Origin of the sequence: Paenibacillus silvae (assembly GCF_014639235.1) — a bacterium.
Lineage (GTDB): Bacteria > Bacillota > Bacilli > Paenibacillales > Paenibacillaceae > Paenibacillus > Paenibacillus silvae.
The window spans coordinates 56469-74069 of sequence record NZ_BMFU01000006.1 but is presented as its reverse complement, the minus strand read 5'-3'; the positions used below and the strand labels follow the sequence as shown (position 1 = coordinate 74069).

The window sequence follows — 17601 nt, the reverse complement described above, 5'->3', positions numbered from 1 at the left end:
TTGAAGTTTATGCGAAAAAAAAATTATAAAAAATTGAATGACGTCATCACGTCAGTTTGAATTCGCGTGCTTTTAACTGGTAAAATAAAATGAGTCAAAACTCGACTAAAACTTGAGCGGCAACGGTTAATCGGGGCCCAGAGGAGGCAGAGCGAAGTGGCAATCGCAGAAGTAACGGTTATTCCGATTGGAACAGGAACCACCAGTCTGAGCAGCTATGTAGCGGATATGCAAAAAATATTGGAGAGGCAGCGCGGCATTACATACCAGCTGACCTCGATGAGCACCATTATTGAAGGTCCGCTGAACGAAGTGTTCACCGCCATCGCGGCTCTGCATGAAGCTCCATTTCTGTCAGGAGCCCAGCGTGTCTCCACATCTGTCAAAATTGATGATCGGCGTGACAAGCCGGATGCCTCCAGCATACAGAAGCTGCAATCCGTACAGGACAAGCTGACCTCGCTGCATAACAGACCAAATTGATATTTTATTTTTGTCCCTATAGTAAACATTATTGATTTTCATTATAAAAACACCCCTACATGTTATGGGGAAGATTAGTTCTTCTCCAATGAGCATTTAGGGGTGGCTGATGAAAAAAAAGTTTGTTTTAATTATTTAATTAATCCGGTTTGTTTCAGATCTGCACGATTCAGAACGAGTGAGCCCTGTAATTTTTTGTAACGTATTGTTTTACCCGAAGGATCTGCTACAGTTTTTTCCTCACCTTCTTTTAGGCCATTAGCGTTAACTGTAAGGAGAGTATCCAAATTTTTTGAAATGATGTACACGTCAGCTGAATCTCCTTTAAGAGTAACTTTATAACCGTTGGATTCTGATAGATCAATCAAAGTGATCCAATCTGCTTGAAGCTGACTTTTTGCAGAAAACTCAATAGATTTGCTCGCGTTTTTGTAATTCACCTCATAACCAAGAATTTTAGCAGCCTCACGGAGCTGCAAATATGTATTTCCCTTGTAGAGCAATTGATTAGATGTGACATTTTTGGTCTGCCCGTTAACAATGACTTTAAAGTTGGCCAACGTTGCTTGAACCTTTTGTGAGGTAGCTGCCACAGCCATTGAGGATGAACCAACTAACATACCTATGGATAAAGCGAGGACAACTTTCTTAAATTTCATATTCTCAACTCCTATGTGAATTGTATTCTTCTTGAAAAGAATACCCCATTAAAGCTTGATTGACACAGGAAGAAATCATTATTTTCTTCGTCCTAATGAACTAAAATTCCAAGAATACAACATAGGTAAAAGTATCGATAAATACATCAATTCATTATTTGTTAAATCACTGTAACAACGAGGGACATCTAGACTTCAACAACAATACAGTAGGCGAACATTCAGGAAGACTTTTAACTTTAGAAGATAAAAATGCGAAGTCTAAAGCGGGTAGTACCGAATATTGGAGCGCTTTAGTTATTTGTGTGGGCGCACTGAAGGTACAGCACGTACTTGAAAATGTGTTATAACCGATATTAACTAACTCAATGAGGGCAAAGGAAAGATAACTCGTTGTCCACCTGAAAAATCAACCCCTGAATGTTGGCTTATCACGTATCAGAACGAACCATTTCGAACATGGCGACACACATCCTACGCTTCTTATAGAAAATCAAAGTTAAGACGCCTTCATTTATTCCGAGCAAAAGGATCAACCACGCTCATCCTGATATTCAAAAGAATAGTTGGCAATCGGTACTCCAATTACAATAGCACAGTCTACCTCAAGTAAGTCTCCAATTTATAATTATCATTATATTCCTTAAAGAACTATAGAAAGGGTGTTTACTCCTCCATCGTCTGTTTTTTTCTTAACTGTAGAGATTATAACTCATCAAGTACGCTTAATCAGAATTTCTTTGTTATCAATGTTAGAAATCTACTCCAATTTGTATACGTAAAACTACAGTTTTTGAAATGGAAATATGAACAGTCAGCCTGTAAATCTTATAAATTAACACTGGGCAGTTTTTTATAAGTAAATAAATCCATATGAATTTAAATGAATATTTAAATTTTGGTTTTTATAGTGGGATATTGTGTTCACTAGCCTATTTTTATAAAGAGCCCGGTCCGCTGTGTGTCTCATGCATATAGTGAATTGTACCTCAAATTGAAGGAGGGGTTTACATGAGTGGAGTTGTAGGTGGAGTAGGTTACGGTGTTGGCGGAGCATGGACTTCGACTGGTGCAATTCTGGTTCTCTTTATCCTGCTGGTTATCATTTCTAAAGCATTCCTGGTTTAATAAACCATTTCGACTCTAATGATTATGCAAAGGAGGGATAAACATGAGCGAAGTAAGAGGCACAGGCTACGGATACGGTGGCTGGACTTCGACTGGAGCGATTCTGGTGCTGTTCATTCTGCTGGTTATCATCACAAAATCCTTCTGGGTATAATCGTTTGGGCTCTGCCGGGTGACCGGCAGGGTTTGTTCTGGTTTGTGTGGACAAGCTGGATTGGATGTGGTGACGTCTGGAAGGCAGCAGGCAGAGCGAGAGGGCAGAGGGTGGAGTTAGAGTAGGTGGAGATGGGAAGGGTAGCAGAAAAAGCAGGAGGGCAGATGGTAAATATTGCAGGCGAGGGTAGAGAGCGATGAAGATTGCAAGGAGAGAATGGTGAAGATTGAAGGTAGAGGGCAATGATGGATTGAAGGGAGAGCAGCAAGGATAAGCATTGAAGGGGTAAATAGCGAGAATAAAGGTTATATGGCGAAATAGCGAGGATGAACACTGAAGGGAAAAATAGCTCGGGTACAGATTGTAGAGCAAAGTAGTGGTTGGTGAAGAGAGCTGGATGGAGCAGCGCGTGATAAAGCTGTGGAACAAAGAAGTCGTGGCGAGCGTTTCTGGATAAGGTAGTGGGTGATACAAGATTGAGCAGAGGAGTGGGGAATATACGAGTGAGAAAGGAAGAGGATAGGGGATGAGAGGAGATAAAACGAAATAAAAAGGAAATAAAAAAAGGAATAAAGGACTGGATCTGGATAGTGGCTAAACGCCTATTTTAGCCTGATGAGGGCCATAGCCCGGTCCGTGCATAGGGCAAATACATAGCTTAGGGGTGTAGGCAAATGTTAAGGAGGAATGAACGATGAGCGAAGTTAAACCTAACTCACCGAACGGACAGGGGCATGTATACGGACACAAAGGAGGACATGAGCAGATGTATGGTTATCAACAATACACAGGTCATGAGATGTACAGTTACGGATGCGGCACAATGCCGATGGGGTATGGTTATGGATATGGTTATGGCTACCAGCCGAATCAGGCGCCAATGATGCACGGATATAACCATGGATGTGCACCTGCCTATGGATACGGCGGAGGAAGCTGGAGCTCTATGGGAACTATTCTGGTGTTGTTCATTCTGCTCGTCATTATTTCCAAAACGATGTTTATCTAAGTCCTCTGTTGAGAGGCGGCAGTCCAGACGTGGACTGCACCATCGGGCCGATCGGAAAGCCCCAGCGATCACCGGATCGCGAGATTATGTGTTTCACAGCATCGTTTGTATAGAGTGGAAAAAGTGGAAGCAACATAGAGGATAATTCCGGCAGTAAAGCCGGGGTTATCTTTTTTCTATATGTTCTCCTATCCTGCGTTCATCCTTTCTTCGTTGCTTGTTAAACAGGCAATATAAAGTAGTTCAGCAGTCAATACAACGAAAGCTGTCTGTAAGGGTGGCTGGAATAATTGAACGTATCCTCGATATACCTGCCAGAAGAGTTGGACGGTTAACGTAGCTATCGTTACTCAACTAAGACATAATTTCTCAGAGAACCAGAGAACCAGAGAACCAAGTAGCCAAGTAAGTGAATAAGTAAGCAATTAAGTAAGTAACCAACCAACCAGATGGTTGAACAAACAAGCAGATTACCCACCAATCGTGAATCCAGTAATCGAACAACGAAGCAATCCAACAATTCAGGACTTAGGAACGCTACAGCCTGCGCTCAAACAAGCCGGTACCCCGTAGCCACCCGTAACCCTGCAGACGTAGCTCCTAACACGAATCCGCAACTTGTATCCCGTATCTCGTAATCCGTGACCTCGTGGTCCATAGCCCGAGCAGTAACTTGTAATTCACAACCTGTACTCCGTACGTCGTGCCCCAGTAAGTACCAGTACCCCTGCAACCCGTAGCTCCTAACTCAAATCCGCAACTTGATCCTATACCTCGTAACCCGCGGCCTCGTAGTCCATAGCCCGTAAACAGTAACTTGTAATTTACAACCCGTATAGGTGCCCGTACCTCGTAGTGTACTCTAAACCTCCCGTCACGCCAATCCACAAATGTTTAACGATCGTGAGAAGCCTTATTTGCTGTTTTTTAACACTTTAAAAATCCTAACGATTCGTAGGAATGCTATTTGCCTGATTTCCCTTCAAAAACGGGGGATTTTGGATCGGAGACGTGAAATAAGGCTTCTGGGAATCGTTAGAATTTGTACAGGATCAAAATAGGTGAAATAGGGCTTGTAGGATTCGTTACATTTTGTGGAGCTTGGAGAGTTGTGATTTGCTATGGTGTGAATGGGCGTTGTAATGGCTTTGCTCTAGTTTTTGAAAGAGGCGGTGTCATTACTTAATGAAGTAAAGGAGGGCGGGTGTCACGAAAAAAGGAATGTGGACATGGAAAAGCACCCGGAACCCAATTCCGGGTGCTTGATGTATGTTTTCAATCTTCTCAAGAATAAGTGATATCCAAAACAACAAAAGCCCTACCTCTCTTTTGTCCTTGCGGCTCCGATGACCGCGCCAGTGTGAATGGGAACATCTTGTAAACCCTTTGTCTACCGGGTTATTGTGATTCAGGTTCGTCAATCTCCATAGGTTAGTTGAGCTTATTCGCTGCGGTCGCAGCATGAAGAAAATATTCCGGGGTTAAATAGAAGACGGAAAATCATATGTGGTTGTTAATACAACTTTTATATCATACCACAGTCTGTAATTTATTGCAATAAAAAGGAAGGCGGCCTTAGAAAGCATGAGTCAGGTTGTATTTTAAAAAAGTATGTTACATTAGTCTCACGACCTGAAGGTTTTTCCAAGAAAGCTGTATTGGAAGCATTCACAATGAGAATGATACGTTGAATCATATCCTGTTTGGTTCACAGCCGTATGGCGGCGATTACCCCGAACCATTCAGCAATATTTTTTATTTACAGGACGCCGTTGGTTATTTATTCGTGAAGCCATATGCGGATTGGATAGAGCAAACAACGGATGCAGGTCTCTTTTTCGTGCAATGTACATAGAGAAGGCTTGAAATGAAAAGCTGAAGAAAGATTTTCATTTTTTCAAAAAAAATGTTCACAGGGGTAATCCTCTTCAAACGTTTCTGCGTAGGTTATAATATGAGGGAAGATACAGAAAGGGGCCCTCGGATGACTCAATCTATGGAGGACAGTAGGTTAATGCAGCGGATTGCAGAACGTGACGCTTCTGCGCTGGAGCTGTTATATGACCGATATGAACGGGCCGTGTATTCTTTTGCCTATCGCATTGTTGGTGATCCTATGACGGCAGAGGAGACTGTGCAGGAGCTTTTCCTGCGGATCTGGAATCATGCGGAGCGTTTTGATGCCTCACAGGGGAAGCTGACCACATGGATGTTTGCGATCACACGCAACATCGCGGTGGACATGCTGAGGCGAAGATCGAAAGGGGCAGCAGCCACTTCGGTTGAAAACGAGACACTGGCGGCTTTTGCCGATGAGCATACAAATACTGAAGAAGAGGTTCAACGGAAATGGGAGGGCACGCGCATCAAAGAGGCGCTCTCTCAACTGAACGGGGACCAGAAGCAAGTGATTGAATCGATATATTTTGCTGGTTTAACGCAGCAGGAGGTATCCAGCCGATTCGGGATTCCGCTGGGTACGGTCAAAAGCCGTGTCAGGCTTGCCATGCGGCAGCTTCAAAAGCTGCTTGCTGATGCCGAATTGCATCCGGACGCGGGAAGGGAGGGCATACATCCATGATAGAACGACATGAGGAGTGGTCTGATCTGGCACCGATGTATGTGCTGGGCGGACTGGACGCAGAGGAAGTGGCGGCATTTGAAGCGCATATGTCCAATTGTGAAGTGTGTCGCCAGGAGGTAAAGGAACTGCAGGAAGTAACGGGCTTCCTGCCACTTGCGGCGGACCCTGTGGCACCGCCGCAAGGCATGCGAGCACGTGTGCTGGGCAACGTGCTCGGTCAGGCACAGGAGAGCACCGGCGCGAAGCCGGCAGCCGCTCCTGCGCAGCAGCCCGAAGCACCCGCATCCGCGGTGCTTCGGGAAGACCTTGCGCCGCAGCAGAAGCATGCGGCGCAGCCCGGGCCTGGCCTGCCGCCGAAGGCGGTGCCAGCGGCCCGGGCCGAAGAGGCTGCCCCAGCTGTGCCTGGGCAGCCACAAGCGCGCGCGCGTGCGCGCGGCGGCCGCGCCTGGCGCGCAGCCAGTGCGGGCCTCGCGGCAGCGGCGCTGGTGCTCGGCGTGTACGCGGCGCAGCTGCAGAGCCGCATTGACTCGCTGACGCAGCAGGCTGCAGGCTCGTCGGCCGCACAGGAGCAGCTTGCCCAGGCGCAGGAGCAAAATGCACAGCTGCAAGAGCAGCTTGCTTCAGCACTGGCTCCAGCGCAAGGCATGAAAATGGGCGAGGCTGTCAAACTGAGCCCTGCAACGAAAAATATCGTTGCACAGGGTCTGGCAACCATCGTGATCGACAGCAAAGGCACCCACCTGGTCGTGCAGGCAGAGAATCTGCCCGCGCTGGAAGGCAATCAGGCATTTCAAGTATGGCTGATCAAAGGCGATACCCCTAAAAATGCGGGGACCTTCCTCAGTCATGATGGAACGGGGGCAGTCTATTACACCTTGGATTCCGCGAACGACTATGATACGGTAGCGATTACGCTTGAACCGGATGCGATGGGAGAGCAACCGCGTGGCACGATGATTCTGGCCGCTAAAATTAAAACGACGTGAATTCTCCGCAGGAGATGACCTGGTTTTATAGGTGAAAAATGTAAATGATATCGTGTATTGCGAATTAGACGAGAAGGCTGTCCATTCATGGACGGCCTTTTTCTATGGTGTCAGCCCCGAAGCCATCAGAAAATTACACATAACATCGAGGGAGATGACGATCATATCGTCGGAGACAAGCCGTGGTTGAAGATGCAGTATGAATCACATGACTTTATTAATTTTTTTGACCTGAGCAACCGATAAATAAATGGAGTGAGCATCCTATAATCTCCCTTTTTTATCAGGGCAGAACTGGTTAGACATAGAGAGCGAGGGATTAGATTGGAAGTATACCGTGCATTTATCTTCCGTCTGCTGCGCAACTATCTGATTGGTTCATTAACAGCCATCTTTGTTGTGGGCACAGTAATCATGGTTTCAACCTTGCAAGTACCCCATATCCAATATGTTCGACTAGTTGTCATCGTACTCATCTCCATTCTGTTCATGCTGGTTGCAGAGCTGATTACGCTGTGGTTTCAGCTGGGCCCGATCAGGCATTTTTTTGCCGCAGAGCACCATGAGAAGGCTGAATTAGAGCAAATGTACGAGAGAATTCACCGCTTTCCGGGACAGACCATATATCGTATTATCGGACCGCATATGTTAGGCTTTTCCCTGCCTGCAGCCGGTTTTACACTTTGGATGATCAGCACAGGCTGGTTAGAAATTCCGTATGGCTTTGTTGGGGTTGCAGCTGCGTGTGCATTCCTGATCGGCATTATGCATGCACTAATTGAGTATTATCTTGCAGTAAGGGCAGTGAGACCTCTGTTACTTGAGGTGCGTCGCAGGGGCAAGATATTGTACGGCGTTGAACCTTCATTAGGTGGACGAGTACTTGTTTCGATGAGACGAAAATTTCAGATCAGTACGGCACTTATCGGTTTATTTCCGCTATGTTTATTTTTTCTGGCTACGTATATAAGGCTTCAATACATAGATCAGCAGTTTGCCAAGGAATATACCTTTTGGGGTGTGCTTATCGTTATTCTGGGAGCGGGATTTGCTCTAGTGGGCAGCTGGCTGTTAATTCGGGATGTCCGTGATCCGGTGACGGAGCTGACCCAGGAGATGATTCGCATACAGGGGGGGGAATTTGGCAGAAGAACACCGGATCTGTATGCAGATGAGTTTTCGGCCTTGATCTCCGGCTTCAACATGATGATTAACCGACTGGAGATGAGACAGGAGCGCAATCGACAGCTGCTGCAAAGTTATTTCTCGCTGCTGGCTGCTGCCCTCGATGCCCGGGATAAATATACAGCAGGGCACTCCATGCGTGTGGCGGAGTATTCCATTCTGATCGGAAGACTAAGCGGAATGAACGAGGAACAGGCCGATTTGTTATACAAGTCTGCACTGCTTCACGACATCGGCAAAATTGGTATACCAGACGAGGTATTGTTAAAAGACGGCAAGCTCAGCGATGAGGAATTTGCTATTATTCGCAAACACCCTGTGTTAGGTGAAAGTATTTTGCTTCAGATTGAGCCTGTAGATGCCATGGCTGACTTTTTACCAGGCGTACGATCCCACCACGAAAGATATGATGGTAAAGGATATCCGGATGGTATGGTAGGCGAGGATATACCGCTATTCGGACGAATTATTGCGGTGGCTGATGCTTTCGATGCGATGACGTCAGATCGTCCATACCGGAATGGCATGAGTGATGAGAAAGCGTTGATGATTCTGGAAGAAGGAAAAGGGACCCAGTGGGACCCCTATTTTGCAGGATTGTTTATTGACGAGTGGAGAAGACAGAAACATCTGGAAACCAAGTCGAAAGAGGGGATTAGCTGATCCCCTCCGTCCATTTGGATTCTTTTCTGCGCCGACGATGAAGGGCGAGTCCCGTAATGATGGTGAAGATGCATTCACCCAGAACAATTGCGCCGAGTGCATCGTAAATGACATGCTGTTTGATAAGCAGTGTTGATATAATAATCAGGGCTGCCCCGGCAGAGACCAGAACCTTGATGTATCTGCGAATATTGGAGACGGACAGGACAGCACGCATAACGAGATAAGAGTGCAGGGCATGAATGCTGGGAAAACAATTGAATGGACGATCCTGACTGTAGAGCCAGCTAATCATGGCCGAGCCTGGACCAGCAGCGGTCAGTTCAGGACGAGGAACCATAGTCTGGAAGTTGAAATAGATCAGGTAACAGATCCAGACACAGATGTTCATGGACAACAGGACACGATAATACATCAGTCGATCCTTCGCACAGAGATAAGCAAGCACACCGAATACAAACGGATACCATCCCAAATAAGGGATCGACATCGCAGGTATAAATGGAAGCATCTGATCAATCGGAGAGTTCAGGACAACATATCCACGATCCGGACTGTTCAGAATATCATAAAACATGCCCATGACAGCCAGTGATAACATCAGACTTAATGATAACCAATAGGATTTGCTTTTTAACACGTGCATAGCCAAACTTCTCCTTTCATCATGCTTTAGAAACAAACATGAGTACAGCGGTAAAAGATAAAAATTAAACAACAATATATTTTACTACGTCCTGCACACATTTTAAATGTTGAATTTGTGCCTTTTTTTGTTTCTTTTTAATGGAGATTTCATGCCGTGGTGATTTTAGCATGATATGATATAACCAAATACAAAATACAAAAAAGCAAGCACTTGGGTTTAAACGTCGGACAACAGGAGTGAATCAATGCAATTTTCGAAGATGTTCGTACTCAATATGGGCATGCTTATTACGATTGCTTATCTGGCAAGTGTATTCTACAAATATATCGTAATACGTGCCTCGTCCCGAGTGAAACAGATCAGTTCCGTGTTCGCGCTTATTTTTGCCGGCTGGATCAGTACCGTATTTGGATTTCAGCTTACAGATGAAGTTGTGTTTGATCTACGTTATGTACCTTTAATCGTCGCCGTATTGACGTACAGACAACCCTACAGTGTCATTATTGTAGGTGTGGGCATAGGTTTATCCAGGTTAACCTTCGGCATTACGGATGCAACGATTGCCGCGGTTTATAATATGACCATTCTTGGAGTGCTGTGCGCGGGCTTGAACATCTGGATGAGACGAAGCAGCTATAGACTGATTGTCAAAGGCATTGTGGTTACCGTTATCGTCAACGTTGTAAATAGTGTGAATATTGCTTTTCTGGGCGTCATTCCGCCCGCGTATTTCTTTTCCCATATTATGCCGTATACACTTCCGATCGGCATCGTGCTCAGCCTGATATTTGCGTTTATTTTGCGGGATTTTCAGAACGAGCAGAATCGGATTCTGCTGATTCAGAGTACGAATCGGCTTTTGTCCTTGCAGAAGGAGGAGCTTCAGAAGGCGCAGATTGTACTGGAGGACCGGGCAAAGCAGCTCATGATTGCTTCCCAGTACAAGTCCGAGTTCCTGGCGAATATGTCCCATGAATTGCGGACACCGCTGAACAGTGTAATCAACTTTGCCCAGATGATTAGTGAAAATGCCGATACGATGGAGCAGGAGGAGATTATCCGTTTTGCAGACATGATTGATCAATCCGGGCAGGAGCTGCTCAGGCTGATTAATGATATTCTCGATTTGTCCAAAGTCGAGGCAGGCCGGCTGGATATTGTACTGGAGGATATCAGCCTTAGCCAGCTAGTTGAGGATGCGATGAATCATTTTCAGCTGGTTGCTGACAAAAAGGGGATCGAGCTCGTTCTGGATAAGAAAGCCGGGCTGCCGGATACACTCTGGTCTGATCCGCAGCGGGTGCAGCAGATTTTACGCAATCTGATGTCCAATGCGATCAAGTTTACTCCTCGCGGAAAGGTTACCCTTACGGTAAGCACCACGCAGACGAAGCAAGCGAATGATGTTAGCGACTGGCTCGTTTTCTCTGTACAGGACACCGGCATTGGCATTCCGGAGGACAAGCATCATTCCATATTTGAGGCATTTCAACAGGCGGATGGCTCCATAAGCCGGAAATTCGGGGGCACCGGGCTCGGTCTTTCCATCAGCAGGGATTTGGCCAGATTGCTCGGCGGTTCTATTGAACTTGAGAGTGCAGCAGGTAAAGGAAGCATCTTCCATCTTCAGCTTCCGTTGACCGTGAAAAAATGAGTTGACAACCTTCGTGCCGTGAGTAGAATTTGGGGTGACAACTAGCATCGGCCGGCAAAGCATAACCCGGTCTAAGGAGTGTATCCCCATACAGAAGATGGTCAAGATGAACCCCTCTTCGTTCATGAGCAAGCCACGGCGCAAGGGTTCGACACAACGCACGAATTTATCGATTGCAACATGGGAGGGCGTGCCGGCAATTATTTTGCAAACGCTGCTTGGCGGCCCATTTCTAACCGGGTTTTTGCTGTATCTTGGGGCGGGATCAAGGCATATCGGCTTTGTGCTCGCCATTACGACCTTTGTTAACATCGCTCAGATCGGTGCTGCATACTGGATGCAGCGTATTCGCAGCCGGAAGCGCATGCTTCTGCTGTTCGTCGGGGCTCACCGTATCTTGTGGAGTGCAACGGGATTGATTCCGTTCATGTTCCCCAAGGAATGGTGGGTCAGTGTTTATATTGGCTTATATACTGTAGCTTTTATATGTAATACCATCGGCGGTATGATCTGGACCTCCCTCATCGGGGATATCGTGCCTGCCAAGGTAAGAGGACGTTATTTCGGGATACGAAATACGATTCTGAATGCACTTGGAAGCGTATGCTTGTTTGGCGGTGGCATTCTGCTGGACCGTTATCCGGGGGAAACGGGTTTTCTGATCCTGTTCATTCCCGTATGGATATGTGCCATTGCCAATACGGTAATCTATTTCTTTTACCCCGATATGCCGTTTGAGCGCTCGACAGAAAAGTCATTTTCCCGTATGTTCATCAAGCCGTTTCAGGATCGGGCCTTCTTGAAGGCGACTGTTTTTCTGGCGCTGTGGCTGTTGATTCAGACATTAATTGTTCCGCTGTATTCCTACGTCATGCTGGACCTGTTGAAGGTCAGCTATCAGATGGTTTCCCTGATTACGGTGGTTCAGACTCTGGTGATGATGGCCGGGTTCTATATCTGGGGCAATCTGAATGCAAGATACAGCAATAAAACGCTGTTATTCTGGACGCTGCCCGTTATAGCGTTGTCCTGTCTATCCTGGGGTTTGATGTCCTTTGCTCCGATATTGGTTGCATTGTTTCTGTCCCACATTTTCCTCGGCATCGGTGTTGGCGGCTTTAACCAGCTCGCATTTAATTTTACGATTGGAGATACACCGAAAAGTGAAAGACCGATGTTTGTCGCCGTATATTCGGCACTGACGGGGGTAACCTCGTTCATTGGTCCGCTGATTGGCGGTTGGCTCTATGAGAAGATGGAAACACTCTCGGAAGCGACGCTCTGGATTTCTACTTACGGATTCCAGGTAGTGGTTGGTGCTGTCATGCTGCTGCTTACATTTACGTTGGGACGTCGGGTTCTTTTAAAATAGAAACGGAAATGCTGATCACGACAATCATCGATAAGATTTTCAGCTTTATATATGAACAGATAGGGGTGGTTGGAGAGATGCATCATCCTGAGCGTAAAGCGATGGTGATCGGGGCTACCGGGCTGGTGGGTGGGATTTTGGTTCACAGCCTGCTCGAGCACCCCGGATACAGTGAGGTTCGCATTCTGGTCAGACGCAGGCTTGATCTGGAAAACCCTAGACTGAAGCAATACGTTGTGGACTTCGAACAGCTTAAAGTTCAGGGGCACCTGTTTGAAGGCATCAACGACCTCTACTGCTGTCTGGGCACCACAATCAAAAAAGCGGGCAGTCAGGAGCAATTCCGCGAAGTTGATTTCCATTATCCGGTTCGTGCAGCTGTCCTGGCAAAGCAGCATGGTGTAGAACAGATGCTCGCTATTTCCGCTATGGGAGCCAATGCGAGTTCACGTGTGTTTTACAGCCGAACCAAGGGAGAGATGGAGGATGCGCTCTACGATATCGGCTTCCGTTCCCTGCACATCTTCCGCCCGTCACTTATTCTGGGTAACCGCGGAGAGAAGCGCTTTGGTGAGGAGCTTGCTGCCCATGCAATGAAATGGCTGGATCGCTGGACACCAGCCAAGTACCGTGCTGTACAAGCGTCAACGATTGCTCAAGCGATGAGGAATATCGCCATCGTTCAGACCGCAGGCATTCACGTGTATCCTAATGATGTGATTCATGTTGTTGGAGTGCAGGGGAATTAAGGCTTGTGTGATACAGGAAAACAAGCGTTTCTCCCCTGAATTGCAGCATGATATAATAGGTTTTAAAAACAATAGCACGTCTTGTACACCTCATGGGTGGCAGGGCAGCGAACACAAAGGAGAAGCTGTCGAATGAAAAAAGCAATCTCGACCGAGCAGGCACCAGGTGCTATCGGTCCATACAGTCAGGCGGTAGATGCAGGTGATTTCATCTATACGTCAGGTCAGCTTGGTCTGAATCCGCAAACGGGTGAATTCGGAGCAGATGTTCAGGAGCAGACTCGTTTGTCTCTGAGCAACGTGAAAGCCATCCTGGAAGCGGCAGGCACTAGCATGGATAAAGTGGTCAAAACAACGGTGTTTCTCAAAGACATGAATGACTTTGTCCCGGTCAATGAAGTATACAGCAGCTTCTTCACCCAGCCTTACCCTGCACGTAGTGCTGTAGAGGTTGCACGTCTGCCCAAAGATGCATTGGTGGAGATTGAAGTTATCGCATTGAAATAGCATGCGGATCGCCCTGTTACGGGCGTGCCATCCTGTTCTGCATAATGTTACAGCAAAGAGCCGATTCAAGGGTACATTGACCCGCGATCGGCTTTTTGCTGTCGTTTTGTTTTATAATGGAAGGCGTTATTTAATCCCGGTCTTTATTACGGGCGAAGAACAGCCATACAGCATACACAGCGAGAACAATGGCCAGGATGATTCCTGTGTAATAGACCGAGGTGACGTCCTTTTGTTTTAGTGCAATGGCGATATAAGCCCAGGTAAATACGAGCGGGTACACACTGTCGCGGTATCGGAAGCTGACCAGCACAGCCAATATGGAACCAACAATCAGCATAATGATTGTCCATGCGATTTCACTGATGCCGAATCCATTCCAACCGATTTTATATAGAAAGACCGCCGCGTTAACGATCGTAGCTACACTGACCCATCCGAGATATACGCTGAATGGCAGTTTGACAAGCCATATTTCAGCAGTGGTGGGCATGGTGATCTCACGTGTTCTTACATACAATACAATTAAGCTCAGCAGAAGCAGTATGATAATGATCAGCGCGAGTCCGATGTACAGATTTTGAAATGCAAAGATCCAGGCCACGTTAAAGGCACAGCTGATAAGAAACCAGTAGCCAAGACGGGTAATTGAATCATTTTTCCAGGATGCAGGAACAAATTGATAGATCACGAAACCTGCCAGAAGCAGGTAAATCAGGCCCCAGATCGCAAAAGCATAACCGGAAGGGGTCAGCAGTACAGGGTACATGTCCGATACTTCCTTGTTGGTCCTGCCCCCAATCGGCAGCGCATTTGAGAGATAGTTCACAATAATAACAGCTATAAAACCGAGTGCGTTTAACCATTTGTACGGATTGTTGCGGGACATGGCGTTTCCTCCTTAGTTTAATGATTTTAAATGAACCGCGGGTCAGTCTACAAAGGATTTACCCACGAATGGTGTGTTTTAATAATGGATGCATCAAAAGTATGAGATACTTGTTATTATCGGGGCGACGGGTTTGAAGTAGTGTCACGGGAACGAAGCTGCCGTCTGTCCCAATATACTCCATAAATGGATTTAATATTCCTAAAGATGTCGGTCCACACGAAGGGGGAGCCAATGTTTACTAGAGAGATGATGGAGAAGCAGCAGACCTGGCTGTATGTGGCAGCCCTGCTTGCGGGAGCATGGATAGGTCTCTCCGCTCCGGAATCGGGAAACATTATTCATCAAGCAGTGTCTCCCATTCTGGCGGTGCTGTTATACAGCATGTTTGTCCAGATTCCTTTTCTGGAGCTCAAAGCGTCCTGGATGAATCTGCGTTTTATGTCTGCACTGCTCGTGGTTAATTTTATCGTTGTACCTGTTGTTGTTTGGCTGCTGACCTTTCTGTTTCCCCAATCACCAGCCGTTCTGATCGGCGTATATCTTGTACTTCTAACCCCATGTATTGATTATGTTATCGTATTTACACAGTTGGGACGGGGGAATGAGAGATTGGTGCTGGCAGCAACCCCGGTGCTGTTCGTGATACAGATGCTCCTGCTTCCTGTGTATCTCTGGTTTTTCCTGGGCACAGATGCAGCTCGTATGATGCAGGCCGGGCCGTTTGCAGAGGCTTTCCTATTCCTGATCATGATTCCGCTGCTGCTGGCGGTGCTTACTCAGATTCTCTCCAAAAGAACTGTGACTGGACAACGAGTGCTTAATGTTACAGCATGGCTGCCAGTGCCAATGATGGCTCTTGCTTTAACCGCAGTCGTTGCCTCGCAGATCGGTAAGGTTTATCACGATTTGGGGACCGTTCTGGAGGTTATACCGCTCTATGTTGCTTTTCTAATCATTATGCCCCTGATATCCCGGATTATTGCAAAGCTCTTCCAATTGGATACGGGTGCAGGCCGGGCACTGATCTTCAGTGCTGCCACCCGTAATTCATTGGTTGTTCTGCCGCTGGCTTTGTCGCTATCCCCGGAGTGGGCTTCCATCGCCGCGGCGGTCATTGTCACTCAGACAATGGTGGAGCTTGCGGGAGAACTGATTTATATCCGTCTAGTACCTAACGTAGTCCTGCGGGATCAGAAAGCCGAAGGAGGGTGAAACAATCGATCGATTGGTATTACGTGAAGAGGACTTCCTGACAAATCATGTCGGGAAGTCCTCTTTTCAATGCAAACAGGTTTGTTATGTACCTGTGTGTATTACCGTTTTGCGATATTCGGCAGGGGTAATGCCTTCGATCTTTTTGAACACCTTGCTGAAATATTTCTCATCCTGAAAACCAACCATCTCCGAGATCGCAGCAACTCGAAGTGACGGATTATGCAGCAGCAGCTTGGCGTTGTTAATTCGCAGCTTACCCAGATATTCCGACCAGTTCAGCCCGAACTGCTGTTTGAATTTGCGGGAGATGTACTCTCTGCTCAGGTAGAAACGTGCGGCGATCTGCTGTAATGACAAGTCCTCCTGATAATGAGCGTCCATGTAGCGCGCAATTTCAGTCATCGGATCAGGATCGGTGTGATGCTGAGCGGTAATTGCTTTCCCGGCTGCGAGCAGACGGTGCTCCAGCAAAGATCGAAGCAGAGAAAAGGAGAGCAATCCTTCAGAATCAAACGGGAGCTCGGTGAGCGGAGGCTCTTGTTCTTCATCAGATTCTTCTTCATGAACGGTAGTATGTTCTCTGTCTTCCAACCAGCGGTCCAGCATCCATTCCAGTTCCTGAATCCACAGCTGCAGCTGCTCTGCGCTGATGGCCTCAAGCTCTGTGAACGGATCAAGCCACTCAGCCACGGCAGCAGACACACTGGCAGCGCGACAGCTCATGGCTGCAATACGCATGGACTCTTCGAAGGAGGTGAGCCGCTTGCCTTTATTTCTGCTAGTCGTTTCTGTGGTGGCGTGAATACGCTGACGTGTGAGCAAAATATTACGCCTCCACAATGTGGAGCTAGCTTCCAGGTAGGCTGCTGATATGCCATCAGGGTAGTTCTGACAAGACGATATGCCAAAATGAAGCCGGCGCTGAATGGTCTGCTCCAATCCATCATTAATGGTACCAAGAATGTGTTCCAGTGAGGACTGCGAACCCCAGTGAAGCAGCACAATTTCATCAGGCTGATTAAGCTGATGGAAACTAACACCTTCTGCCGGAGTGCTCAGCATCTCTGCGCAGACATTCAGCACCGAGAATATCAGCAGGTCCGGCTGGCTGCGATATTTAGCCAGACAATCGGCATCCAGATGCGACAGGCTGGTGACGGCCACGCTGCATGCCGGAATATGGCAGGGCAGATTCAATTCCTCCTGTAAACGCTGAATGTGCGCGGATCTGCTGCCTCTGCCGATCGCCAGCTCTGTCAGCAGACGATCCTGATAATGCGGCCGCATCCGGTTCACGACGATGGACTGTCTGGCAGATTCTGTACGTGAAGTCTCCTCATCCATCCAGGCCTTAACCGCCTTGAGCAAAGAGGCATTCAATTCTTCGGCCTCAACGGGCTTCAGCAAATAATCCATGCCGCCGTGGCGGATGGCGTGCCTGACCAGTTCAAAGTCGTCATACCCGCTGATGACAATGACCTTACTGTGGGGGTTATGAGCTGATATCCATTCAAGCAATGCCATGCCATCCTTGCCAGGCATGCGCATATCACTAAGTATGATTTCCGGCTGATGTGCTGTAATCGCTTCGATTGCTTCGTGTCCATCTGCTGCTTCCAGCAATATGTCTATGCCTAGTTCCTCCCAATTACCGAGAAGCTGGATGGCATGACGGACATGTTGTTCATCATCGACAAGCAGTGCTTTCATGT

At 47.2% G+C, this 17601-nt stretch carries 18 protein-coding genes; 14 read left to right on the top strand and 4 right to left on the bottom strand.

Annotated features, from left to right (window positions below):
- Positions 1 to 156 precede the first annotated feature (156 nt).
- On the top strand, positions 157 to 483 hold the full coding sequence (locus IEW26_RS19695; RefSeq protein ID WP_188593568.1) for an MTH1187 family thiamine-binding protein: 327 nt from the start codon (positions 157 to 159) through the stop codon (positions 481 to 483).
- A gap of 131 nt (positions 484 to 614) precedes the next feature.
- On the opposite strand, the gene IEW26_RS19690 is transcribed toward IEW26_RS19695, so the two are convergent.
- Positions 615 to 1142, bottom strand: a complete 528-nt coding sequence (locus IEW26_RS19690; protein WP_188593567.1) for a stalk domain-containing protein — start codon at positions 1140 to 1142, stop codon at positions 615 to 617.
- Between the two features lie 1011 nt (positions 1143 to 2153).
- Here IEW26_RS19690 and IEW26_RS30415 point away from each other — a divergent pair.
- The 8 genes from IEW26_RS30415 (at position 2154) to IEW26_RS19655 (ending at position 8851) form a co-directional block, all read left to right on the top strand.
- Positions 2154 to 2270 carry a YjcZ family sporulation protein gene (locus IEW26_RS30415; RefSeq protein WP_216520044.1) on the top strand — a complete coding sequence of 39 codons (117 nt, stop codon included), beginning with the start codon at positions 2154 to 2156 and terminating at the stop codon, positions 2268 to 2270.
- A 43-nt stretch (positions 2271 to 2313) separates the two neighbouring features.
- A complete protein-coding gene (locus tag IEW26_RS19685; protein ID WP_188593566.1) occupies positions 2314 to 2424 on the top strand; it encodes a dihydroorotate dehydrogenase in 111 nt (36 codons plus the stop codon).
- A 694-nt stretch (positions 2425 to 3118) separates the two neighbouring features.
- A complete protein-coding gene (locus tag IEW26_RS19680) occupies positions 3119 to 3433 on the top strand; it encodes a hypothetical protein (RefSeq protein WP_186323159.1) in 315 nt (104 codons plus the stop codon).
- Positions 3434 to 5120: 1687 nt separating this feature from the next.
- A complete protein-coding gene (locus IEW26_RS19675) occupies positions 5121 to 5288 on the top strand; it encodes a hypothetical protein (protein ID WP_188593565.1) in 168 nt (55 codons plus the stop codon).
- A gap of 159 nt (positions 5289 to 5447) precedes the next feature.
- On the top strand, positions 5448 to 6014 hold the full coding sequence (locus tag IEW26_RS19670; RefSeq protein WP_229729938.1) for an RNA polymerase sigma factor: 567 nt from the start codon (positions 5448 to 5450) through the stop codon (positions 6012 to 6014).
- On the top strand, positions 6011 to 7003 hold the full coding sequence (locus IEW26_RS19665) for an anti-sigma factor (protein WP_188593564.1): 993 nt from the start codon (positions 6011 to 6013) through the stop codon (positions 7001 to 7003). The genes IEW26_RS19670 and IEW26_RS19665 overlap by 4 nt, the downstream gene beginning before the upstream one ends.
- 87 nt (positions 7004 to 7090) lie before the next feature.
- Complete coding sequence (locus IEW26_RS19660) at positions 7091 to 7249, top strand: hypothetical protein (RefSeq protein WP_188593563.1); 159 nt, start codon at positions 7091 to 7093, stop codon at positions 7247 to 7249.
- A 78-nt stretch (positions 7250 to 7327) separates the two neighbouring features.
- Positions 7328 to 8851, top strand: coding sequence for an HD-GYP domain-containing protein (locus tag IEW26_RS19655; protein WP_188593562.1), 1524 nt, complete (start codon positions 7328 to 7330; stop codon positions 8849 to 8851).
- On the opposite strand, the gene IEW26_RS19650 is transcribed toward IEW26_RS19655, so the two are convergent.
- Positions 8844 to 9497, bottom strand: coding sequence for a phosphatase PAP2 family protein (locus tag IEW26_RS19650; protein WP_188593561.1), 654 nt, complete (start codon positions 9495 to 9497; stop codon positions 8844 to 8846). The two genes, IEW26_RS19655 and IEW26_RS19650, sit on opposite strands and share 8 nt — an antisense overlap.
- A 247-nt stretch (positions 9498 to 9744) precedes the next feature.
- Between IEW26_RS19650 and IEW26_RS19645 the strand changes: the two genes are divergently transcribed.
- From IEW26_RS19645 to IEW26_RS19630, 4 genes are all read left to right on the top strand, one after another.
- Positions 9745 to 11154, top strand: a complete 1410-nt coding sequence (locus IEW26_RS19645; protein ID WP_188593560.1) for a sensor histidine kinase — start codon at positions 9745 to 9747, stop codon at positions 11152 to 11154.
- A 106-nt stretch (positions 11155 to 11260) separates the two neighbouring features.
- On the top strand, positions 11261 to 12526 hold the full coding sequence (locus IEW26_RS19640; protein ID WP_229729937.1) for an MFS transporter: 1266 nt from the start codon (positions 11261 to 11263) through the stop codon (positions 12524 to 12526).
- A gap of 77 nt (positions 12527 to 12603) precedes the next feature.
- On the top strand, positions 12604 to 13275 hold the full coding sequence (locus IEW26_RS19635) for an oxidoreductase (protein WP_188593559.1): 672 nt from the start codon (positions 12604 to 12606) through the stop codon (positions 13273 to 13275).
- A 132-nt stretch (positions 13276 to 13407) separates the two neighbouring features.
- Complete coding sequence (locus IEW26_RS19630; RefSeq protein WP_090918620.1) at positions 13408 to 13782, top strand: RidA family protein; 375 nt, start codon at positions 13408 to 13410, stop codon at positions 13780 to 13782.
- 130 nt (positions 13783 to 13912) lie between these two features.
- Here IEW26_RS19630 and IEW26_RS19625 read toward each other — a convergent pair whose 3' ends face one another.
- Positions 13913 to 14671 carry a TspO-related membrane protein gene (locus IEW26_RS19625; protein WP_145405701.1) on the bottom strand — a complete coding sequence of 253 codons (759 nt, stop codon included), beginning with the start codon at positions 14669 to 14671 and terminating at the stop codon, positions 13913 to 13915.
- A 234-nt stretch (positions 14672 to 14905) separates the two neighbouring features.
- Here IEW26_RS19625 and IEW26_RS19620 point away from each other — a divergent pair, with 234 nt between their 5' ends.
- Positions 14906 to 15886: an arsenic resistance protein gene (locus IEW26_RS19620; RefSeq protein ID WP_188593558.1), complete on the top strand. Its 981-nt coding sequence runs from the start codon at positions 14906 to 14908 to the stop codon at positions 15884 to 15886.
- Between the two features lie 84 nt (positions 15887 to 15970).
- Here the strand turns inward: IEW26_RS19620 and IEW26_RS19615 are convergent, their stop codons facing one another.
- Positions 15971 to 17599 carry a response regulator gene (locus IEW26_RS19615; RefSeq protein ID WP_188593557.1) on the bottom strand — a complete coding sequence of 543 codons (1629 nt, stop codon included), beginning with the start codon at positions 17597 to 17599 and terminating at the stop codon, positions 15971 to 15973.
- Positions 17600 to 17601: the final 2 nt, after the last annotated feature.